General features: G+C 71.4%; 6 protein-coding genes. 4 read left to right on the top strand and 2 right to left on the bottom strand.

Annotation, left to right across the window (positions count from 1 at the left end; genetic code table 11):
* Positions 1 to 18: 18 nt before the first annotated feature.
* The gene (locus DLJ59_RS18290; protein ID WP_124773854.1) at positions 19 to 5,475 is read right to left on the bottom strand and encodes a type I polyketide synthase; all 5,457 of its coding nucleotides are present in this window, start codon (positions 5,473 to 5,475) and stop codon (positions 19 to 21) included.
* On the bottom strand, positions 5,465 to 8,950 hold the full coding sequence (locus DLJ59_RS18285) for a condensation domain-containing protein (RefSeq protein ID WP_124773853.1): 3,486 nt from the start codon (positions 8,948 to 8,950) through the stop codon (positions 5,465 to 5,467). The genes DLJ59_RS18290 and DLJ59_RS18285 overlap by 11 nt, the downstream gene beginning before the upstream one ends.
* A gap of 516 nt (positions 8,951 to 9,466) precedes the next feature.
* Here DLJ59_RS18285 and DLJ59_RS18280 point away from each other — a divergent pair.
* The 4 genes from DLJ59_RS18280 to DLJ59_RS18265 all read left to right on the top strand — a co-directional run bounded on the left by DLJ59_RS18280 (position 9,467) and on the right by DLJ59_RS18265 (position 23,658).
* Positions 9,467 to 10,495 carry a MupA/Atu3671 family FMN-dependent luciferase-like monooxygenase gene (locus tag DLJ59_RS18280; RefSeq protein ID WP_124773852.1) on the top strand — a complete coding sequence of 343 codons (1,029 nt, stop codon included), beginning with the start codon at positions 9,467 to 9,469 and terminating at the stop codon, positions 10,493 to 10,495.
* A gap of 39 nt (positions 10,496 to 10,534) precedes the next feature.
* The gene (locus DLJ59_RS18275) at positions 10,535 to 11,800 is read left to right on the top strand and encodes an MFS transporter (RefSeq protein WP_124773851.1); all 1,266 of its coding nucleotides are present in this window, start codon (positions 10,535 to 10,537) and stop codon (positions 11,798 to 11,800) included.
* Positions 11,797 to 22,647: a non-ribosomal peptide synthetase/type I polyketide synthase gene (locus tag DLJ59_RS18270; protein ID WP_158630861.1), complete on the top strand. Its 10,851-nt coding sequence runs from the start codon at positions 11,797 to 11,799 to the stop codon at positions 22,645 to 22,647. Before DLJ59_RS18275 ends, DLJ59_RS18270 begins: the two co-directional genes overlap by 4 nt.
* A gap of 183 nt (positions 22,648 to 22,830) precedes the next feature.
* Positions 22,831 to 23,658 (top strand): metallophosphoesterase family protein, encoded by an 828-nt coding sequence (locus DLJ59_RS18265; RefSeq protein WP_124773849.1) that lies wholly within the window; start codon positions 22,831 to 22,833, stop codon positions 23,656 to 23,658.
* Positions 23,659 to 23,838 lie beyond the last annotated feature (180 nt).

Raw genomic sequence — 23,838 nt, 5'->3', positions numbered from 1 at the left:
CCCGACCCTGCCGCCGTGTCATCGGCCCGCTCCCAGTCGGCGCAGTTCCTCGATGAAGCTGCCGAGGGTGGGATAGTCGAAGATGGCGCCGATGCTCAGGTCCACACCGAAGCGGTCCCGGACCTGTGACATCAGCTCCACGGCGATCAGCGAGTCGCCGCCCAGCGCGAAGAAGTCCTGGTCGTCGCCGAGGTCGACGACGCCGGTCGCCGCCGTCCACAGTTCGCGGACCTGGTCGGCCAGCTCGGACGGTGCCGGTGGTGGCTCGGCGATCGTCGGTGGCGGTGGCGGTGGCGGTGGCGGCTCGGCGATGGCGGACGCCTGTGCGGGCGTCGCCGTCGGGATGGCGACCGCTGGCGTCGACGGGCCGTGCCGGCCGGTCGCCGGTGTGGGTGGCCGAGGAACCGGCACCGGCCGCCGTGCCCGCGTTTCCTCCCGCGCCGCCGTCGTCCACAGGTCCGCGGACGACGGCTCGGGACGACCGTCGCGGAACCGGCGGACCGCCACCTGTCGGGGTGTGCGCGCCGCCAACAGGGTCATCAACAGGTCGACACCGATCTCGGGCGGAATGCCCACGCTCTCGGCGGCGCCGTCGGCCCCCCGAGGTGACACCAGGGCGGCCGGATCGGTGGCGCGGCGCATGGTGAAGCCCCGCACCTCGACCAGCACGGTGCCGTCCTCGTCGAGGACGTCGAGGTCCGCCATGATGCTGTTGGCCGTGGCGTCCGGCCGGCGGCGAATGTGACTGAGGATGCGACCCGGCAACCGGCCGTGCACCACCACCGAGCGGTACATGAAGGGGACGTGGATGTCGTCCTTGTCCAGGTCCCGTACCGACGTGGTGGCGGCGTCCATCAACGTCGGGTGGACCGCGTGTCGAAGGGCCTCGTCCTGGTATTCCTCGGGCAGCGCCAGGACGAGCAGTTGGCTGTCACCGGCCGGGTGGGCCTGGACCTGCTGATAGGTGCGCCAGCGCGGGCCCAGCGTGAAGGCCTGCCGGTCGGTGCCGAACGGTGGCAGGGGGCGGTGCTCGGTCAACGTGGCGCGCAGTTCCGCCAGGTCGATGTGGCGCGGTGCCGGAGCGTCCGCGTCAGGCCGCCACGCGGCGACCCGCCCTCGTACGTGGGTCTGCACGTCGGTGGGGGAGGACGTGGTCAGCGGTGCCGAGGAGACCGCGAAGGACCAGTTCTCACCGTCCGGGTGGAAGGCCACCTCCACCCGCCGCGGCGAGGTCAGCTCCAGCATCCGCTGGAACACGACGTCGTTCAGCTGGACCGGCTCGTCCGCCCCGTCCAGGATCTCGGCCCGGAAGGCGTCGACGACCAGGTCGAGGTGTCGGGTGCCCGGCACCACCGGCACGTCGCCCAGCCGGTGTTCGTCGGTCACCGGGTCGTTCTCCGCGCTCAGCACCGTCTGCCACGGGCGAGCCGGAGCCTTTCCCGCGGCGGAGAGGAGCATTCCGCCCGCAGCCATGCCCACGCTTTGCCACGCCGGCCAGTCGATGCTCAGCAGGCGATCCGCGACGAGAGGCGTGTCGCGCACGAAGGTGTCCAGATAGGCGTTGGCCGCGGCGTAGTCGGCACCCCCCGACTGACCTCCCAGCGCGGCCCTGCTGGAGAAGCAGACGAAGAAGTCCAGCCGTTGGCGTTTGGCGAAGACCGACTCGAGACTGAGCGCACCGGCCATCTTGGGCGCGAACGTCGCCTCGCTGTCCGCCGCGTCGGTGAACTGGACCGTGCCGGAGCCGATCCGGCCGGCCAGATGCAGGACGCCATTGACGGGCCCCCACCGGCTGGTCACCTCGTCGACCAGGTGACCCAGTGCGGGGGCGTCCGCGACGTCGCAGCCGTGGGCCTCCACCGTCGCGCCGAGCGCGCCGAGTTCGTCGACCACCTCGCCCGGCACCGACCCGCTGCGCCCCACCAGGACGAGAACCGGCTGCTGACCGGTCCTCGCGAGCCCGCGGGCCACCTCGATGCCGATCCCTCCACCGCCGCCGGTGATCAGGTACACGCCGTTACGCCGGACCGTCGGTGACGTACCGGAGACCACCTCGAGCCGCCGCTCGGCGGGCACCCACCTGAATTCGCCGCGCAGTGCGACGACCGGCGATCCGTCCTGGTCCGCCAGCTCCGCGGCGAGATCGTCGTCGGCTACCCGCTCGCCGAGGTCGATCAGTCGGATGGTGAGTCGCCGGTCCTCCTCCGCGATCGTCGCGGCCAAGGGCGGCAGCAGGGCGTGCTCCGGGCGTACGCCCTCGGCGCCGCTGATGTCGACGGCCTGGCGGGTCAGTACGACGATCCGAGCCCCGTCGGCCACACCGGAGACCCGGGACACCAGCCGCGCCACCTCGTGCAGCTGTCGGAAGGGGCGCTGGAGCGCGGCGACATCGGTGCGTTCGGCAGCCGTACCGGAAAGACCCCACGCGTGCACCAGCATGAGCGGCTGCCGGCCGGCAGCCGCGACGTCCCGCAGCAGGTCACCCAGCTCAGCCTGACGTCGGACGGGCAGGTGGAAGGAGCGCTCGGTCGAGCCGGACTCCCGGGTGGCCGGGACGGGCACCATCCTGATCCCGGCCCGTTGCAGGGCAATGGCCAGATCGCGTGCCCGGTCCTCCTCGGCCAGCAACAGCGCGTACGGCGCGGTGTCGGGGCTGCCGTCCGCTCGGTGGGGCGCCGGTATCCAGCAGGGCACCGAAAACGGGGACTCGTCCGCGGGGGTGTCGCCGGTCAACTGCTCCTCCGTCGGGTCGTCTGTGTCGGGTGCCGCCACGCTGTGATCCCTCTCGGACGTCGGTGGGTTGTCGGGCGCGGGGGACGTTCCCTCCACCGCAGCGGTCGCGGACGGGTCCGCCCAGAACCGCTCCCGCTGGTACGGGTAGACCGGCAGCGGCGTACGGACGACCTGTTCTCCGTGACCCACCGCGTTCCAGTCCACGTCGTGCCCGTCGGTCCAGACGGCAGCGAGGGAACGCAGAACCGCACTCTGGTCCTCGCCGGGGTTCGGGCGCCGGGGCGGCAGGGACGCCACAGCCAGGTGGCCCCCGTCGGCCAGGGCGTGGTGCGACCGGCTCAACGACCTGAGGGTCTGGCCCGGCCCCACCTCGATCAGCATGTGCGGCCCCTGGGTGAGCAGATGCTCCAGCGCGGGTCCGAAGAGCACCGGATCGACGAGCTGATCGGCCCAGAACGTCGGGTCCGTCGCCTGTTGCGCGGTCATCGTCGCGCCAGTGGCGGCGGAGACGATGGGGATACGCGGCGCGCGCAGCGCGACGTCGCCGAAAGCGGAGCGGAACTCGTCGGCAGCCTCCCGCATGGCCTCCGTGTGGAAGGCGTGCGCGGTGCGGATCGGCCGACTGCGCAGGCCGCGTTCCCGCAACGTGCCGGCAAGGCCTTCCAGCGCGTCGCGCGGACCGGCCAGCACGGTCTGTCGGGGCCCGTTCACCGCCGCGATCCCGACCTCCACCGACAGCAGGTCGGCCAGGTCGTCGGAGTTGGCGGCGACCGCGAGCATGCCACCCGCCGGCATCCGGTTCATCGCCCGCGCACGGATCGCCACCAGCGCGACGGCGTCGGAGAGACTGACGACCTCGGCGACCGCCGCCGCGGTGAGCTCGCCGATGCTGTGGCCCAGGAGGCGGTGCGGCACGACGCCCCAGGAGCGCCACAGCTGCGCCAGGGCGTACTCCACCGCGAACAGCAGCGGCTGCGCGACGATGGTGGCCGCCAACTGGGTGTCGTCGCCCGTACGCCAGGCGTGCGCGACGTCCGTGCCGGCCGCCGAGAACAGGTGCAGCGTCTCGTCGAGCGCCTCGGCGAAGCGTGGCTCCTGCTGATACAGGTCCTGCACCATGCCGGCGTGCTGAGCGCCCTGCCCCGGAAAGAGGAAGGCCAGTTCCCGCCGGTCTCCGGAGCCCCGGACCACGGAGTTGACGTCGCCCGCGGCGAGGCCGGTGACCGCCTCCGCGGCGTTTTCGGCCAGCAGGGCGGCCCGATGCGGATAGTCGCGGCGGCCGTGTTGAAGCGTCAAGACGGTCGCCGCGAAGGTCCGCTCACCGTGGTCGGCCAGATGGCTTCTGAGCCGTTCCTGGTAGGTGTCCCGGGCGGTGGTCGTCGCTGCTGACCAGACCAGCAGGCGAGGCCGGGCGACGGCGGGCTCGGCCACCCGTAGGGGCGCTTCCTGCAGCACCGCGTGGGCGTTGGTCCCGCCGATGCCGAGGGAACTGACGGCGGCCAGCCGGGGCCGGTCGGAGCGGCGCGGCCAGGGGGTGGGTTCGCTCGGCAGGTGGAAGGGCGAGCCGTCGAGCTCGAGCTTGGGGTTGACGGCGCTCACGTTGATGGTGGGCGCGATCCGCTCCCGCTCCAGGCTGAGCACGGCGCGGATGAACGAGGTGACGCCCGACGCGTGCCCCAGGTGACCGACGTTGGCCTTGACGGAGCCGAGGGCCACGGTGCCGTCACCCGGGTGCCCCAGTCGGCGGTACGCGGCCAGCAGGGCCGCGACCTCGATCGGGTCGCCGAGCATCGTCCCGGTGGCATGCGCCTCGACCAGCCCCACGTGGTTCACGTCCGCTCCGGCCATCATCATGGCCTCCAGCACCACGTTGGTCTGGCCGGTCACGCCGGGGGCGGTGAAGCCGACCTTCCGGGCGCCGTCGTTGTTGACGGCGGTGGCCCGCACGACGGCCCGGACCGCGTCACCGTCGGTGAGCGCCTGGGAGAGCTTCTTGAGCACCACGACACCCACGCCGCTACCGAAGATCGTGCCGCTGGCGGCGGCGTCGAACGGCCGGCAGTGCCCGTCCCGGCTGAACGGTCCGTCCATCGCCCACCGGTACCCGTGGGTCACCGGCATCTCGACCTCGACGCCGCCGGCGAGAGCGATCTCGCACTCCCCGTTGCGGATGGCGGCCACCGCCTGATGGATGGCGACCAGCGAGCTGGAGCACGCGGTCTGCACACTCATCGCCGGCCCGGTGAAATCCAGCTTGTACGACACCATGGTGGCCAGCGAGCCAAGGTTGTTCCAGGTGCCGACCGCGAGTCCGGTGATGCCCGTGGGCGTCCCCGGCTTCGGGCGCAGGTAGAGGTCGACGTACCGGTTGGTGCCGGCGGCGCCGAAGACCCCCACGTCGGTCACGGAGTCCGGGTCGTAGCCCGCGTTCTCCACGGCGGCGTGCGCCGTCTCCAGGAACAGCCGCAACTGCGGGTCGCTGGTGCGGGCCTCCCGCGCGGTCATCCCGAACAGCGCCGCGTCGAACATGTCCAGCTGCGCGGCTTCGGCGACCGCCCGCACGTACGTCGGATCGTCCAGGGTGGAGCGGGGAACTCCGGCAGCCAGCAGCTCGTCCTCCGACGGGAAGCGGACAGACTCCCGACCCGCGATGAGGTTCTGCCAGAGCTGCTCCACGTCGTCGGCGCCCGGGAACCGCCCGGCCATGCCGATCACCGCGATGGGCTCGAGTTCATCGGTCATCCCCCGACCTCCCTTTCCGGTCCTGGTTCAACTGGGTTCGGACGGCCCGGCGTCGGTCACCGGCACTCCCGAGCCCGGCCGCGGAACGCAGGGGCACCACCGGCCCGGCAGCTGCGTCCGCTCCGGCGAGCAGCGCGCTGACCTGGCGAACGGTCGGATGTGCGAAGAACGCCGTTGCCGGAGGCGGATTGGGCATCGCATCGGCCAGCAGCGCGTGCACCTGCAGCAGCCTCATCGAGGTGAGACCGGCTTCGAAGAAGTGCTCGTCGAGACCGATCTGCCGGCCGATGACCCCGGCGATGAGATCGCCCAGCCAGCGTTGGGTGTCGGTGGCTGGGACGTCCCGGCCACGCTGCCGCACCGCCGTGTCGCCGGTGTCCGTGGGTGATAGTTCGGTGGGGTGGAACACCACCTTGTGATTGGCGCTGGTGGCGAGGCGGTGCCGGATGTCGATCCGGGCAGGCATGGCGTGCCTCGGCAGCAGCGACAGCAGGTGCGATCGCAGCGCCTGCGGGTCGATCGTGGCTTCGGGCCGGGGGACGACCTGCAGGGCCAGGACCGGTCCGGCCGCGGTGGCGATGGTCCCGGCGACGGCCTGTGCCACCGGACCCGCGCGCAGCGCGGCGCTCTCCACCTCGGCCAGGTCCAGGCGGTGACCGTCGACGTCGACCTGGCGGTCCCGCCGGCCGACGAACTGGACCCCGCCGTCCGGGTCGACGCGGCCGACATCGCCGGTCCGGAAGGCTGGTCGACCGTCCGGGCCGGTGACGAAGCGGTCCGCAGGTCGACCGTCGTCCAGGTATCCCTCGGCGAGCAGGGGACCCGTCACCACGATCTCGCCCGGCTCACCTGTTCCGACGTCCCGGTCGTCGTCCGCCAGGACCAGCAGCTCGTTGCCCGCCACGCCGCGCCCGTGCGGCAGCACCTCGTCGTCGGCCCACCGTGACAGCGCCTCCTCGGCGGACTCGCCGTGACCAATCACCTGGTGGCAGGCGGCCAGCTGCGGCGTCTCGGTGGTGCCGTAGCCGTTGACCACGGCGGCCGGGGTCAGCTTCCGCAGCCGCCGGACCAGCCCGGCGGTCAGTGGTGCGCCCCCACTGAGGACGAGCCGCAGCATGTCCAACCGGACCTGGGGCGCGGAGTGGTGCGCCGCGACGAGCATCTCCAACAGCCCGGGGGTGCCGTGCAGCACGGTGACCCGCTGATCGGCGAGGAAGCGCAGCAGTGCGGCCGGGTCGGCGAGCACCGCCTCCGGGGGTACCGCGACGCTCGCCCCGGCGTGCAGTGCGACGAGCAGATCGCGCAGCACCGGGTCGTGACCGATCCCGCCGACGAGCGCGAACCGGTCCGCGGCGGTCGGCCGGAACGTCGCTCCGTACCAGGCAAGCGCCGCGCTCAACGGCTGCGGACCGACCACCACGCCGGCTGGGCGTCCGCCACTGCCCGAGGTGAACAGAATGTGACTCGCGCCGGGCAGCGTCCGCGGCTCCGGCACGCCGCTGCGGAGCGCGGGCGCCGCTCGCGGCTCCGACGGTACGTCGATCACGGCAGCAGGCTGGAGCTGTTGCTGCTGTTCGGCCAGGCGAGCTTCGGGTAGGGCCGCGTCGACCAACGCGAGCACCGCCCCCGCGCGCCAGCCGGCGAGCAGCGCCGTGGCCAGACCGGCGCTGCGGCGGCCCCGGATCTCCACCACCTGCCCCGGCGTGACACCGGCGGCGCTCAGCCGGGCACGAAGGTCCTCGACGGCGGCGTCGAGCACGCCGTAGCTCAGTGGACCCTCGACCGTGTGCAGCGCGGTGTCGTCACCGCTGCCGCGCAGGGCCCGCGCCGACGACCAGGCGTCGGCACCTGCGATGGCCGGTGCCGGGTCGGCCAACGGCGAGTGCGCCCGCCGGTCCGCGCTGACCAGGGAGACCGCCCGCGGCGACGCGTGGGCGTCGATCAGCATCTGGTCGAGGACGAGCAGGCACTGATCGAGCAGCTCCCGGGCCACACCTGTCCGGACCCGGTCCTCGGCGCGGACCAGCTCGAGGCGGAACCCGTCGGCGTCGCGGTGCAGGTAGAGGTTGAGGTCGAACAGCGCACCCGTTCCCGGCGCCGGCTGCGCCCGCACCTCGACATCCGGAAGTCGGGGCAGCTCAGCGCTCTGCGTGAGGTCGTTGAACCAGACCTGGAACAACGGATTGCCGAAAGGACGTACGGGCAGGTTCAGCTCGGCGAGCAGGGCGTCGAAGGTCGGGGTGGCGTGAGTGATGGCGCCGACGTGGCGGTCGCGGACATGACGCAGGACGTCGAGCAGATCGGAGCGACCACCGGTCTCCAACACCAGCGGGACGGTCTCGATCAGGAAGCCGACCACCTGGTGCTCCGTCTCCGTGCGGCGCCGACTGGCCGGCATACCGATCACCACCTGCTCCGTCGCGCTCCAGCGCGTCAGGACCACGGCCAGGCAACCCAGCAGGAGCACCGCCGGAGTGAATCCGTGTGTACGCAGGAACCGATCCACCCGGCTCGTCCGCTCGGCACCCAGCGCCACCTCCTGCTTCGCGCCGCGTAACGAGGGGGCCATCGGCTGAGCGACCGGCAACTTTGGCGTGTCCCGCACCTCGGCCAGCAGGTCCTGCCAGTAACGCAGGTCGGCTCGCCAGGCGGTGCCGCCTACCATCCGGTTTTCGGCCTCGGCGTACTCGGCGAAGCTGGGGGCGGGATCGAAGGTGGGTGCCTTTTCGGCCGAGCGGGCCGCGTACGCGGTGGCAAGGTCGGCCACGACGATGTCCGCCGTGGCCTGGTCGGAGATGATGTGATGCATCGAGAGCACCAAGCACGCGTCCGTGGTGTCGGCCGAGCGCAGCAACCCCGCCCGCAGCATGGGCGCTTCGTCCATCGGGATCGTGACCGCCGCGACCCGGCGTACGAACTCCCCGACCGCCGGGTCGGTGAGCACACCGTCGGCCTCCTCGACCGCCAACTCCGGCCGCGCACCGTCGTCGTACCGCAACTCCGGCGCGTCGGTGACCCACGCGCGCAGCGCGTCGTGGCGCCCTCCGACGTCACGAAGAGCGGCGCGCAGCGCGTCGATCTGAAGATGGCCGCGCAGGCGCAGCGCCGTCACCACGTTGTAGGCGGCCGACTCGGGGTGCAGCCGGCTCAGCACCCACAGCCGGCGCTGGCTGGGGGCCAGCGGCGAGCGGTCGTGGGCGCGGCGCTGCTCCGCGGGGGCCGGCGCCGGCGCGGGAACGGCCCGTGCTCGCACCTCAGCCAGAGACGCGTTGTCACGCATCAACAGGGCCAGCGGAATCTCCTGGCCCAGCCGCTCCCGCGCCGCAGCCACGAACCGGAGGGCGGCGAGGGACTGCCCACCCAGGGTGAGGAAACCCTCGGCCTCGTCCTCCTCGCTCTCCGGTGGCCCGGCTGCCTCCCACCAGAGGTCGTCGAGCGACACGCTGCCGGGCGATCCATGGGGGCGGTCCGCCATCGGTAGTACTCCGTCCGTTGAAAGCGCGTGCGAGCGCGTGCGGTGGCGTCGCTGGTGTGAGGTCTCGGCCGGCCTCGTCCGCACCCTCGGTGCGTCCGGTCCGTCGTGTCTGACGCCGGCCTGAGAAATGTTGCTGATTTCTCGAAAGCACAGCCTCTCGCCAATTGCCGCAGCGGCGAATATCGCCGGTCGATGTGTCCGCCCTGGGGTTGCTGCGGCGCTTTCCGCACCCGTCGACCGGGTCGGCCGATGAGCCAGTCATTCGTGCGGACCTGCTCCCGCGTACCGAGGTGGGTCAGGTCCTGTGAGCAGCACGAGGATCGGGTGACGGACAGCAAACGAGAGTAAGCGTGCCCACCCGTCGCACGCCACGATGGACCCGTCGGTGTCGACCGCGGAAGGTGGATGGATGCCAATTGGTTCCGGCATTGGGAGCGTCGACCCGCGACTCGAGCGGAATAGTCAACCGGCCAGCACTCATGCAGATGACTGCTCCGAGCCAGGAGTTACCACAGCATGAAGTTCAGTCTCTTCTACTTCGCGGATGCGGCCCCGAGACGGGACGCGGGTCTCTACCGTCTCCTCATCGACGGGGCACGGTTCGCCGATGAGCACGGGTTCGAGGCGGTGTGGACGCCGGAGCGGCACTTCCACGCTTTCGGTGGCCCGTATGCGAACCCGTCGGTGACCGGTGCCGCCGTCGCTGCGGTCACCAAGCGTGTGAAGGTCCGCGCCGGCAGCGTGGTGGCACCGTTGCACCATCCGCTGCGGATAGCAGAAGAGTGGTCGATGGTCGACAATCTGTCGGGCGGACGGGCCGGCGTCGCCTTCGCTCCCGGGTGGAACCCGGTCGACTTCGCCTTCCGCCCGGAGGCGTTCGCGGAGCGCGCGCGGGTGGTGGCAGAAACCGTGGGTCAGGTCCGCTCGTTCTGGGCCGGCGAGCCGGCAAATGTGGTGGACGGGAAGGGGCAGACCCGGCAGGTGCAGCTGTACCCGCGGCCGGTGCAGGACGAACTGCCGATCTGGATCACGAGCGGTGGCAGCCCACAGACCTTCGAGGTCGCCGGACACCTCGGCGCGGGTGTCCTGACCCACCTGTTCGGTCAGGACATTGAGGAGCTGGCGCAGAAGATCGAGGTCTACCGACAGGCCGCGGAGGCCATGTCCGCCCAGCCGAACGTGGTCGTCATGCTGCACACCCTGCTCGGGACCTCTCGTGAGGAGGTGCGTTCGCTGGTTGAGGCTCCGATGAAGGAATACCTACGGAGTTCGTTGGATCTCATGTCGCACATGCCGGCCGACGACGACCTCGATCCCGTCACGGTCGAGGCGGTGGTGAACGAGTTGCTCGAGCAGGCATTCGAGCGCTACCTCGCCGACACCGGTCTGTTCGGCACCGTGCAGGACGGATGGAAGCGGGTCGAGGAGTTGCGCGCGGCCGGCGTCGACGAGATCGCGTGTCTCATCGACTTCGGACTGCCCGACTCGACGGTCATGGAAGGGCTGCGCCATCTCCGGGACCTGAAGCAGTCATGCGACGGCTGATCCGGGCGGTTCCGACGAGCGGCACGAGGGCGGCATAGCTTGCGACTGCCAACGACGGGGGTCCGCACGGCACGACCCCTCCGCCTAGTCCTGGCCGCACAGGCATCGTCCACCTACGGCAGCTTCCTCAACATGGTGGCGCTGGGGCTGTTCACCCTGGACGTCACAGGTTCCACGGTGCAGACGGGGCTCTTCATGGCCGTCCGCCTGGCTGCCGGCGTCCTCATGGCGCCGATTGCCGGAGTGCTCGTGGGCCGTTACAGCCGGACCGGCCTGATGGTCACTGCCGACCTGCTCTCGGCCTGCGTCCTCGTGCTGTTGGTCCTGGTTCCGATGGAGGCCAAGCCGGCGGTGCTCTACGGGCTCGCCGTCGTGCTCGGCGCCGGTCAGGCCCAGTGGGGGGTCGCGCTGCGCAGCGGGCTTCCGGAACTGGTCGAGCCCGAAGGGCTCGCCCGGGCCAACGCGCATCTCGTCACGGTCCGTTCGACGGCCATGCTGCTCGGTTTCGGAACCTCGGGCCTGCTGGTCACTCTGCTCGGCTACCACGCCGCGTTCCTGGTCGACGCAGCGTCCTACGTCGTCTCCGCGCTGCTGCTGACCAGGGTGGGTAGCTGGCGTCCGGCGATCGCGCCGGCTCGGGAGCGGCCGGCGGGCCGCCCGCGTGGCCCACGTCTCTCGCAGGCGCTGTCCGGGATCGCCCCCGTGGTGCTGGCGATGATCGCGGTACGGGCAGCCGACGCTTTCGGCTCCGCTTCGCACAACGTGGGGTTGCCGGTGTACGCGAGTCTGACCCGACCCGACGCACCCGCCTCGCTTGCCGCTCTGTTCACCACGGCGTGGGCGGTCGGCAGCCTGGTCGTCGGCCGCTGGTTCGCGTGGCGGGCCAGGCGACGGAACGCCGAACCTACCTCCCCGGTGGCTTTCGGGGTCGCCACCTGCGCGATGTCGGTGCTGTTCGTCATCGCCTTCACCGGTCCGCCGCTGTGGCTCCTGGCCGTGGTGGTGGTCATGGCCGGGATGGCGGACGGCTATGCCGAGATCAGCTACACGATGCGCCTGCAGAACGTCGAGCCGTCCCGGCGGGCCCAGCTGTTCGGCCTGGCCGCAGCGGTCCAGAACGCCGGATTCGGCCTCGGCATGATCGTCGGCGCATTCGCCCTCGGGCAGCTTCCCCCCTTGCCGGTGGTCGCTGCGGCGCACGGGCTGGCGCTCGTCGCCGCCGTGGTGTTCGTCATCACCCACGTCCGCTCCCGGCAGCGCCGGCCGCACCGACCCTTTGTGCAGAAAGTCGAGGTTGCTCCGTGAACTCAGCATCGCCCGACCGGCGCACCGCCATCAGCTACGGGGGCGACGTGCCGACCGATGCCACTCACTCCCGCACCCTCCGGGCCGCGCTCATCCGGGCGGCCCGGGACTTCCCCGACTGCGGTATCAGGGTGGTGGACGCGGACGGACGCGAGCAGTTCCTCGACTACCCAAGCCTGTTGGTCAGGGGAGAGGCCACATTGGCCGGTCTACGGGCACACGGGCTGCAATCCGGCTCGTACGTCATCCTGCGGATCACGTCTGGCGCCGAGTTCTGGCCCGTCTTCGTCGGCTGCGTGCTGGGGGGCATGGTCCCGCTCACCGTGGGAGCTCTCAGCGGTTACGACTCGGACGCACCGAGTGTCGGTGCCCTCCTGCACGCGTGGCGCAAGCTGGGGGAGCCGGTCGTCGTGGGCGGCTCGGATGACCTCGAGGTGCTCGCTCGCCTGGCGGTGCGGGACCGGGTGGTGGCGGTGCCCGAGCTGACCACCGTCGGGGGTGATCGCCGGCAGGGGCGGATCTCCGGCGAGGCGGGACAGGACGATGCCGACCCCGATCCCGCGGCGGTGGCACTCCTGCAGCTGTCCTCCGGCAGCACCGGCACGCCCAAGATCATGCCACTGACGCACCGGGCGCTCGCCGAGAATGCCATCGGCGCACGGGAGATGCTCGACATCGGCCCGAGTGACGTGCTGCTCAACTGGCTGCCGTTGGACCACTCCGCAGGCCTGCTGCTCTACCACGTCGCCGGCGTCTTCCTCGGCGCCACCTCTGTCAACGTCGCCACCGAGCTGGTGCTCGCCGACCCACTGCGCTGGCTGGAGCTGATGCGGCGGCACCGGGTGACGCACAGCTGGGCGCCGAACTTCGGACTGCGGCTGGTGGCCGAAGCGTTCGCCCGTACGCCCGACCGGCAGTGGGACCTTCGCGGGGTGCGATGCATGGTCAGCGGTGGGGAGCAGTGCCTGCCCGAGACGATCGAGGCGTTCCTGGCCGCCAGCGGGGTGCCGGCGGCCGCTGTGCGCCCAGCCTGGGGCATGTCCGAAACCACCACGGGGATCACGTACGCCTCCTACGGAGCGCCCGGTTCCCGGCACCGCCTCCGTACGGCCAGTTTGGATGGAGACCTGGAATGGGCAACCGGGGAGGACGCCTCGGAGACCGTCACCGAGTATCTGTCCGTCGGGCGCCCGGCCCCAGGGGCCACCGTGCGGATCGTCGACCAGAGCGGGGCGGTACTCCCCGAGGGCCGCATCGGTCGCCTTCAGCTCGCGTCAGCCCGGGTCATTCGCGGATACCTTGCTGATCCAGAGGCGTCCCGGCTCGCCTTCCCGGACGGAGACGACTGGCTGGACACGGGCGACCTCGCGTTCATGCGCGATGGGGAGATCGCGATCACCGGACGGGCCAAGGACCTGATCATCCTCAACGGGCAAAACCTTCCCTGCTACGAGGTTGAGCGGGTGGTCGGCGGGGTGAACGGGGTACGCGACGGGCTGGTCGCCGCGGTCGGCGTACCGAACTCTCGGACCGGCACGGAATCGCTGGTGATCTTCTACGTCTCCGACGGGGACGTACCCGTCGCGCGGGTGGCCCGGGCCGTCACCGCCGTGGTCGCCCGGAGCTGGCAGGTCACGCCGGCTCAGGTCCTCGCGGTACCGGCAGAGGGGTTCCCACGGACGTCGGGCGGGAAGATCCAGCGTGCGGCTCTGCGCCGGCGTTACCTGGCGGGGGAGTTTCCGACGCCGGACCACGACGGGGGCGCGGGCTCCACCGTCGACGGCGCGGTTGCCCCGGTCGATGGCCAGCCGGCCGCGTACGGCCGCGCGGAGGTGCACGCACTGGTGGCCGACATCCTCGCCGACCTGACCGGCGGACTGGTCGATCCCGCCGTGCCGTTCTACGAGCTCGGGGTCGGATCGGTCGAGATGGTCCAGCTCCGGTCGCATCTGGAACGGGTGCTGGGCCGCCGAGTCTCCGCACCCACGCTCTTCGCCCACCCCACGGTCGAGGCACTCAGCGCCCACCTCGCCGCCCCCGCCTCCAACTCACCGTCACCGGAGCCGATCGGGACGCCGCCGCGGGATCGACGCATCGCGGTGATCGGCATGGCTGCCCGATTTCCGGGTGCCGACACCGTGGAGCGGTACTGGGCAAACCTGCTCGCCGGGGTGGAGAGCATCCGGTCCTTCACCCCGGATGAGCTGCTGGCGGCGGGAATTCCGCCGGAGACCGCTACCGCGCCCGACTTCGTCGCTGCGAGCGGGACCCTGGACGACATCACCGGCTTCGACGCGGGATTCTTCGGCATCACCGGCCGGGAGGCCCAGATGCTGGACCCGCAGCACCGATTGTTCCTCGAGACCTGCCACCACGCGCTGGAGGACGCGGGGCACCCGGGCGACGGCCCGGGCCGTCGCACTGCGGTCTATGCGGGCAGCGGGATGAACCTCTACCCGCACCACACCTATCTGCGGCACCAACTCGGGGAGTTTGCCGGGTCCGCCGATCCGGTGGCCTCCATCGGCGCAGCGCTCGGCAATCAGCCCGACTTCCTGGCCACCCGGGTCGCCTACCGCCTCGGGCTGACCGGGCCGGCGATCAACGTGCAGACCGCCTGCTCGACCTCCCTGGTCGCTGTGCACCTGGCGGTGCGGGCCCTGCTCGACGGGGAGGCGGAGCTGGCGATCGCCGGGGCCGCGGCGCTGCACGTACCGCAGGTGACCGGCTACCAGTCCACCCCCGGATCCATCCTGTCGGCCCGCGGGCGGTGCCGGCCGTTCGACGCCGACGCCGACGGAACGGTCGGCGGCAACGGTGTTGCCGCGGTGATCCTCAAACCGCTCGACCGCGCCCTCGCTGACGGGGACCGCATCCATGCGGTGATCCTCGGTTCGGCTGTCAACAACGACGGTGCCGGCAAGGTCGGCTTCACCGCACCAGGCGTGTCGGGCCAGATCGACGTCGCCCGACGGGCGCTCGGTGCCGCAGCGGTGCCGGCCGAGTCGATCGGCTACGTCGAGGCGCACGGCACCGGCACCGCACTCGGCGACCCGGTGGAGCACCACGCCCTCGCCGAGGTGTACGCGGGCGGCCGACCGTTCCTCGGATCGGTCAAGGCCAACATCGGTCACCTGGATTGCTGCGCCGGCATGGCCGGGCTGCTCAAGGTGATCATGAGCGTCCGCGACGCCCAGCTCCCTCCGCAGATCAACTTCACCCGGCCGAACCCGGCGATCGACCTGTCCGGTGGGCCCTTCACTATCGCGACCAGCCGCACGGACTGGCCGGAGGCCTCCCACCCGCGCCGGGCGGCGGTGAGCGCACTCGGGGTGGGCGGCACTAACGCCCACCTGCTCGTGGAGCAGCCGCCCGAGGCGGCGCCCGTTCTGGCCGGTGAGACCCGGGTTCATCCGGCGCCGGGACTGCTGCCGCTCTCCGCGGCCGACCCCGTGGCGCTGCGGGAACTCGCTGTCCGGTACCGCGATCGGCTGCGTTCCCAGCCGGGGCTGCCGCTGCCGGATGTGATCTCGACGGCAGGCCGGGGTCGCCGTCATCTGCGACACCGTCTGGTTGCTCGCGGCAGCTCCACGGCCGCGCTGGCCGACGCTCTGGACGGGTACGTGAGCGGCGGCAGCGTCGGCAGGGTGCTGGCCGGGCAGGTCGGCTCGGTCGCGCCTGGCACGTTCGCGCTGGCCTTCCCGGGCCAGGGGGACCTGCCCAGGGTCGTCCTCGATCTCGCCGAGCGCTTTCCGGTGGTGCGAGAGGTGCTCGATGAGGGGGCCGAGGCGTACCGGCGGGTGGTCGGTGGCGACCTTGTCGCCCGGCTGCGGGAGCGGCCGGTTGTCGGCACCCATCCGACCGAGGTGGCACAGCCGGCCCTGGTCATCACCGGCGTGGCGCTGACGGAACTGTGGCGGTCGTGGGGGGTGGACCCTGGGTACCTCCTCGGGCACAGCGTGGGGGAGTACGCCGCCCTGGTCGTCGCGGGCGCACTGTCGCTGACCGACGCGGTCACGCTCACCGCTCACCGTGGTCGCCTCATGCAGCAGGACCTGCCGCGTGGCGCGATGCTGGCGGTGCTGGCGGACGCCGATGTCATCGAGGAGCTACTCACCGGATGCGAGGTGGAGGTCGCCGCCCGCAATGGTCCGAACCAGTACGTGGTCTCCGGGCCACCCGGGGCGGTGGAGGCGCTGGCCGGCCGTGCCGAACGACTCGCGGTGGTGACCCGCCGGCTCTCGGTGGACCGCGCGTTCCACTCGGCGGCGGTGGAGCCGGTGCTCGACCGGTTCCGGCGGGTGGTCGAGGAGGTGACGGTGCGACCGACCCGGCTGCCGTTGGTCAGCACCGTGGACGGGCAGCTGCGGCGGCCGGGCTGGTTGCTCGACGGCGACTACCTGTGCCGCCAGGCCCGCCAGCCCGTCGCGTACGACACCGCGGTGCGGACCCTCCTCGAGCAGGGCGTCGGGACGGTCGTGGAGGCGGGGCCGGACGGTGTGCTGACCGGGATCGCCCGGGGCTCCGGGTCGGAGCTGCGATGGGTGCCATCCCAGCGGAAGGAGCTGGAGCCGGTCGACGGACTCTGGCAGGCCGTTGCCGAGCTGCACGTCGCGGGCGTCGGGCTGGACTGGGCTGCGATCACCGCCGACTGTGGCGGTCGGCGGACGTCGTTGCCGGCCTACCCTTTCCAGCGGCGGCGGTTCTGGGCCGAGACGCGGATACCGGTGACGCTTCCCGCAGATGCGGATGTGACCTCGTCCGTGGCCGCCGCTGCGCCGGCGGAGGGCATCGGGTCCCCGCCGCTGGCCGCCGCGTCGGCTGCGCCAGCGCTGGAAGAGCTGTCCGACCAGGCTGTGGACTCGGCGCTGACGCGGGTTCTGGCCCTGACCGCGGAGCGGCTGGGCGTGGGCGCGGACGAGATCGACCCGGACGAGACGTTCTTGCAAGCCGGTGCCGACTCGCTGCTCCTGATGACCATGTCTCGGGAGATCAACAATGCCTTCGGCGTCCGGATGCCGGTACGCGACCTGTTCGGTGCCATCGGCACGCCCCGCCTGCTCGCCGAGGCGGTGGTCGGCGGTGCCTCGGCGGCGGCGACCTCGGCGGCCCAGTCGAGTCCGCCCACCCCGTCGACCTCGCGGGTGACGGTGCCGGGACCGGCGGCGGAGCCGGCGACAGCAGCGCCGCTGCTGCCCGCACCGCTGCTGCCCGCACCGCTGCCTGTGTCACCGGTCGACGGCACCCGGGAGGTGTCGGCCGATCTCGTCGCTGTGGTGCACGGCCAGCTCGAACTGATGCGGGAACAGCTGGCTCTGCTCGGGAGTGCGGTCCCGGCCCCGTCAGCCCCATCGTTCCAAACCGTGCCACCGCCGCAGCCTGTTCCGGTCCCGCGGCCGGCGGTCCACCCGCGGCGGGTGCCTGACGCACGGGACGTCGAGGCGGCCGACACCGTCGACTTCAGCCTCTATTTCTTCGGCGACTACGCAGACCAGGACCGGGACGACTCGTACGAGGTCATCCTGGACGCGGCCGAGTTCGCCGACACCCACGACTTCCACGCCGTGTGGTTGCCGGAGCGGCACTTCCACTCGTTCGGCGGGATCTTTCCCAATCCCTCGGTGCTCGCCGCAGCTCTCGCGGTGCGGACCCACCGGCTGCGGCTCAACGCCGGGTCGGTGGTGCTGCCGCTGCACCATCCCATCCGGGTCGCCGAGGAATGGTCCATGGTGGACCGCCTCTCCAGAGGTCGGGTCGGCATCGGCTGTGCATCCGGCTGGCACGCCAACGACTTCGTGTTCTTTCCGGAGAACTACCCACGCCACAAGCAGGTGATGTACGAGAACCTGGACACCGTCCGGCGGCTGTGGCGCGGCGAGGCCGTCCGGGCCCGCTCCGGCAGCGGTGACGACATCGACGTTCGGCTATTCCCCCGCCCCGTGCAGGCCGAGCCGCCGATCTTCACGGCCATCGTCGGAAACCCGGACAGCTACCGCGAGGCCGCCCGCCGCGATCTGGGTGTGGTGACCAATCTGATGACGCAGGACGTCGCGCAGCTGGCAGAGAACATCGCGCTGTACCGCCGCACCCGCGCCGAGCACGGGCTCGACCCCGATGCCGGACGGGTCGTGGTGTTGATGCACACGTACCTCGACGAGAACGCCGAGCAGGCCCGCGCGACGGCGTTCGAGCCGTTCTGCGCGTACCTACGCTCGTCATTCAGCCTGCTCGGACAGGTGGTCAACAGCCTCGGGATGAACATCGACCTCGCTGACACCCCCGACGACGACGTACGGTTCGTGCTCTCCCGAGCCTACGAGCGGTACTGCGACCAGCGGGCGCTCATCGGCTCGCCGGAGAGCTGCCGGCCTGTGCTGGACCAGATCCTCGAGGCCGGTGCCGACGAGGTCGCCTGCTTCGTCGACTTCGGCCTGCCGGCGCAGGCGGTCCGCAACGGGCTGCCGGTCATCGACACGCTACGCCGGTCGACCCGCCGCCAGGTTTCCCGGACCAGGGCTGACGTCGTCGACATCGCACCACTCTCCCCGGGTCAGCGGCGGCTGTGGCTGGCGGAACAGATCCATCCCGGCACCTCGGCCTACACCGAGGGTGCGGCGGTACGGCTGCAGGGCGCGCTGGACCCGGTTGCGCTCCGCGGCGCCGTGCAGGACGTCGTGGACCGGCACGCCCCGCTGCGGACCACCTACCGGGAGATCGACGGGGAGCCCCGCCAGATCATCCATCCGCGACTGGAGGTCGACATCCCCGTACACGACCACCAGGGAGCCGACGAGGAGACAGTCGTAGGGGCGGCGATGGCCGCGGTGAGCGTACGGCTGTTCGACCTCCTCGACGGCCCGGTGTTCGCATTCGAGCTTCTGCGCCTCTCCCCGACGCACCACGTACTGGTGATGTCGTTCCACCACCTGGCCACCGACGGCGGCTCGTACTCTGTGCTGACCCGAGAGGTGTCGGCGTGCTACCAGGCCCGGGTCGCCGACCGTAAGCCGCACCTGCCCCCGCTGTCGGTGAGCTACCCGGAACTCACGCGGGCTCGTGCCGTCGCCGATGAGCCTGACAAGCATCTCGACTACTGGCTCAACCAGCTCGACCCGCTGCCGCCCACCCTGGTCCTGCCGTCCGACCGGCAGCGGCCAGCCGTCCCGTCGGCCGCCGGCGAGAGCCTCTTCGTGGACCTCCCCCCCGACCTGAGCGACCGGATCCGGCGATTCAGCAGGGCAGAGGGAGTTACCGCCTTCAGCACGCTGCTCAGCGCGTTCGCTGTGATGCTGTTCCGATTCAGCGGTCAGCCCGACCTGGTCGTGGGCACCGGCACGAGCGGACGGGACGAGAGCTCGGAGAACCTGGTCGGGTTCTTCGTCAACACCCTGCCGCTGCGACTGGACCTCAGCGGCGACCCCACGTTCCGGGAGCTGGTCGCCCGGATCCAGGCCAGCGCGGTCGACGGGTACGACCACGTCGTCCCGTTCGACGTCCTTGCCCACGCACTCGCCCTGGACCGGCAGGCCGGTCACCATCCGCTCTTCGACGTTGTCGTCGAGTACGAGAGCGGCGAGGAACTCTTCGCGTTCGACCTGCCCGGGGTCACGGCCACGCCCCTCAGAATCGGTCTGGACAAGGCCCCGGTCGATCTCATCATCTACCTTTCCCACCGGGACAGCGTGCACTGCCACGTGGAGTACCGGACCGAGGTGTTCGACCGCACCACTGTGCAGCGGTTCCTCGACTACTTCGGACGGGTGCTCGACGCGGCGACCCGGCGGCCGGGGGATCACCTGTCCCGCCTGGCGACAACTCTGGACGCGCCCGCCGATCAGCTTCGTGGGCCACGCGGCGAACCGCTCGCCGATCGGTTGCACGACCCGTTCGTCCGGCAGGCGTCCCGCGCGCCCGACGCCGTCGCGGTGGTCTGCGGGCAGACCCGGTGGACCTACGGCGAGCTGCACCGGCGGGCCGAGCTGTTGGCCCGACGAATCGCCGGCACCGGGGTGGGACCGGACGACATCGTGGCGGTGCTCCTGCCACGCCGGCCCGAGTTGATCGCCGCGCAGCTCGGCGTCCTGATGGCCGGTGCCGGGTTCCTCCCGCTCGACCCGGCGCTGCCGATCGCCCGCGTCAACGCCCTGCTGGCGGACAGCGGCGCGCGGCTGCTGCTCACCACCGCCGAGATCGAGCACCCGACCGATGTGGCGTACGTCCTCGTGGAAGCGCCGGTGGATCCCACCCTGCCGCTGCCCGACCGGGTGCCCTCACCGGAGCACGTCGCCTGGTGCGTGTACACCTCGGGCTCGACCGGCCGACCGAAGGGAGTCCTGGTACCGCACGAGGCCGCCGTGGACGCGGTGTCCTGGCATGTGCGGGCACTCGCGCTCACCTCGGCGGACACCGTGGCGCACGGCCTGGGGCTGGGTTTCGACGCGAACCTCGCCGAGATCCACCCGGCGCTCGCCGCCGGCGCCACCGTGCACCTCGTCCCCGCAGAGGTCCGGTCCGATCCGGCTGCCCTGTTAGACGAGTGGTCCCGCCACGGCGTCACCGTCGCACTACTGCCGGCACCCCTGGCCGAACTCGTCTTCGCGCTACCAGCCCGGCCGTCCGCCACCCTCCGGACGCTGGTCGTCGGGGGCAGCCAGTTGCGGCGCCGCCCACCCGCCGGTTTCCCCGCGGAGGTGATCAACGCATACGGGCCGACCGAGTGCAGCATCGTGACCACGGCCGGCCCGGTGTCGCCGGACGGGTCCGGGCCGATCGACATCGGCACCCCGGTGGACAATCACAGGCTGCACGTCCTGGACGTGGCCGGCCTGCCGGTGCCGACGGGGGCGGTCGGGGAGTTGTGCGTGAGCGGCACCGGGGTTGCCCGGGGTTACCTGGGGCGACCGGCCGACACCGCGGCCGTCTTCGTGGCGGACCGGCACCAGCCTGGTGACCGGATGTACCGCACCGGGGACCTCGTCCGGGTGCGCGGGAACGGCACCCTGGAGTTCGTCGGCAGGGTGGACGAGCAGGTCAAGATTGCCGGACATCGGGTGGAGCCGGGCGAGGCGGCCGCCGAGCTGGCACTGCTCCCCGGCGTACGGCAGGCGGCGGTGATCGCACGCCACGACAGGGGCGACGATGCCTACCTGGCCGCGTACGTGGTGACCGATGATGACGACGGGTCGGCCGAGACCCGGACCGCGCGGCTCGCCGCCCGGCTGGCCGAACGCCTCCCCGACCACCTGATGCCGACGGCCTGGGTGCTGCTCGACGCCCTGCCCACCACCGAAGCCGGCAAGGTGGACACCACCCGACTGCCGGCGCCAGCCGCCGCGCCCGGCGACGAGCGGCCCCGCACGAGCCGGGAACAGCTCGTCCACGACGCCTGGTGCGCCGAGCTGGCGTTGCCCCAGATGTCGGTGGACGTCCCTTTCACCGCGGCCGGTGGCCGCTCGCTCGCCGCCGTACGTCTGGCCAACCGCCTGACCGCGCTCGCCGAGGTCAAGGTGAGCGTGCACGAGGTGCTGCGCAGCCGCGGCATCCGGGATATGGCGGCGGCCCTGTCGCCGGCGGGTGGCGACGCAGTCCTGGACCGGGCGCCAGCGACGTACCAGCAGGAGCTGATGTGGCGCCGCCAGCGCCGGGCACCCAACCCGGCCGCCGTGCACATGGCGGTACGGATGGACCTCACCGGCCGGCTCGACCTGCCCGCTCTCGAACGTGCGGTCGACGGGCTCGTCGCGAGGCACGAGGCCCTGCGGACCCGACTGGTGGATCGTGACGGCGAGTTGACCCAGGAGGTCCTGGCTGCGGGCAAGGTGATGCTGCCCGTGGCCGACCTTCCTGCCGACCAGGTCGACGACTGGTGTGTACGGGTCGGGCGGGAGGCATTCCCCGACGAGGCCGGCCCCTGGCTCCGCACCCGACTCGCCCGGGTCGACGACGAAACCTGGGTGCTGATGCTCGTCGTGCACCACCTGCACGGCGACGGGTGGTCCATGCTCCAGCTTCTCCACGAGCTGGGGCTCGGGTACGCCGCGGCACAGCGCGGGAGCCGAACAGTCCCAGCGCCTTCCGCCCCCACCTACCTGGAGTACGCGCGCCGGCAGCGTGCCACGCAGGTGGAACCCGCGGTGCTCGCGTACTGGCGACGCCAGCTCGCCGGCGCTCCCCGGACGTTGTCGCTGCCTACGGACCGACCACGGCCGGCCCGCCTGTCCGGCCGCGGTGAGGAGTTCACCTTCGACATCCCCGCGGACCTGACCGCGCTGCTGACAGCCTTCGCGGCCAACAGCGGCAGCACAATCTTCCCGGTCCTGGCGGCGGCCTACGCCTCCCTGATGCGCGAACTGACCGGCAGCGGCGACATCGTGCTCGCGTGCCCCTACGCCCACCGCGATGATCAGAGCTACGAGTCGGTGGTCGGTCTGTTCACCAGCCCTCTGCTGTTGCGGCCACCGCTCGAGACCGCGGCGTCCTTTACGGAACTGGTGGCCGGCACCGAGCAGGCGTTCCTCGACGCGATCCGACACCAGCCAGCACCCCTGCCCGCGATCTATGCGGCGGTTGATCCCGTGTGGCACACCGGATCGCCGCCGGTAGCCACCATGCTGTTCGGAATGAACCCGGGGATGCCGCAGGTCGAGCTGCCCGGCCTCCTCGTGCAGGTGTCGGACCAGGAACTCGGTTGCGCACGGCGAGACCTGGCGGTGGTCGTCACGCCTCTCGCCGACGGCTTGCGTGGCGTGGTCGAGTATTCCACCGAACTGTTCGACCAGTCGACGATCGAAACGTGGAGTAGGAGGTTCCTGGATCTCCTCGCTGAGATTGTTGGTGCGGCCAGGTGAATCGTCAGATGACGCCCGAGGCCGGGCGCGCGGGCGCACGGCCGACTCTTCAACACCGGAGGCGGGTGGGGCGGCCACCGCGGACGCCTCCGCGAAACGGTGCGCATCGTGGTCGTCCATTGTCGATCCCGGAACGTGTTCGACACGCTTGGGCGACAGGTACACGGAAGGATCGAGGTAGAGGTGGCCTCCCTGTTCGCGATCAGCGACCTCCACGTCTCGTACGCCGAGAACAGGCAGGTCGCCGATGACTTACGACCCGAGTCGGACGAGGACTGGCTCGTCGTGGCCGGCGACGTCGGCGAGATCTTCGGTGACGTCGAGGCGATCCTGCGGCAACTGCGCCGCCGGTTCCACACCGTGATCTGGACCCCGGGCAACCACGAGCTGTGGACGCACGCCTCCGACCCCGTACAGCTGCGCGGCGTGGCGCGCTACGAGGCGCTCGTGCGCATGTGTCGCGACAACGGCGTGCTCACCCCCGAGGACGCCTACCCGGTGTGGCGGGGAACGGGCGGGCCGGTGACGGTGGCTCCACTCTTCCAGCTCTACGACTACACGTTCCGGGCGCCGGGGATGACGAAGAAGGAGTCGCTGCGGCGAGCGTACGACGTCGGCGTCGTGTGCACCGACGAGAGAATGCTGCACCCGGACCCGTACCCGGACCGGGAATCCTGGTGCCACGCCCGACTGGCGCAGACCGAGCGGCGCCTCGCCGCCGTCGACCCCATGCTGCCCACGGTGCTGGTCAGCCACTGGCCGCTGGTGCGGGCGCCTACCGAGGTGATGTGGTACCCGGAGTTCGCGCAGTGGTGCGGCACCGTCGCCACCGCGGACTGGCACCTGCGCTTTCGTGCCGCCGTGGCCGTGTACGGGCACCTGCACATCCCCCGCACCACCTACTACGATGGCGTGCGCTTCGAGGAGGTGTCGCTGGGCTACCCCCGGGAGTGGCGGCGGCGCGGTGACACGCCCCCGCCGATGCGGCGGATCTTCGGGGGATCGCGGTGATCGCGCGGCTCCTGCCGTTCGGCCGCAAGAGGTCGCCCAGTTCGTCTGGCTCGCTAGTAGTGCTTTGTTAGGTTCTGTGGCGTTTGTTGCGGTGTAACGGCTTCACGGGTTGGTGGCAGGTGAGGCAGGCGCCGGTCCAGGTCGCGAGGAGTCGTTGCAGCTCGCGGATGACCGCGTAGA

Source organism: Micromonospora inaquosa (assembly GCF_003857055.1).
Taxonomy (GTDB): Bacteria; Actinomycetota; Actinomycetes; order Mycobacteriales; family Micromonosporaceae; genus Micromonospora; species Micromonospora inaquosa.
Note: the sequence above shows the minus strand (reverse complement) of the source record. Positions and strands in the feature narration are given on the sequence as shown.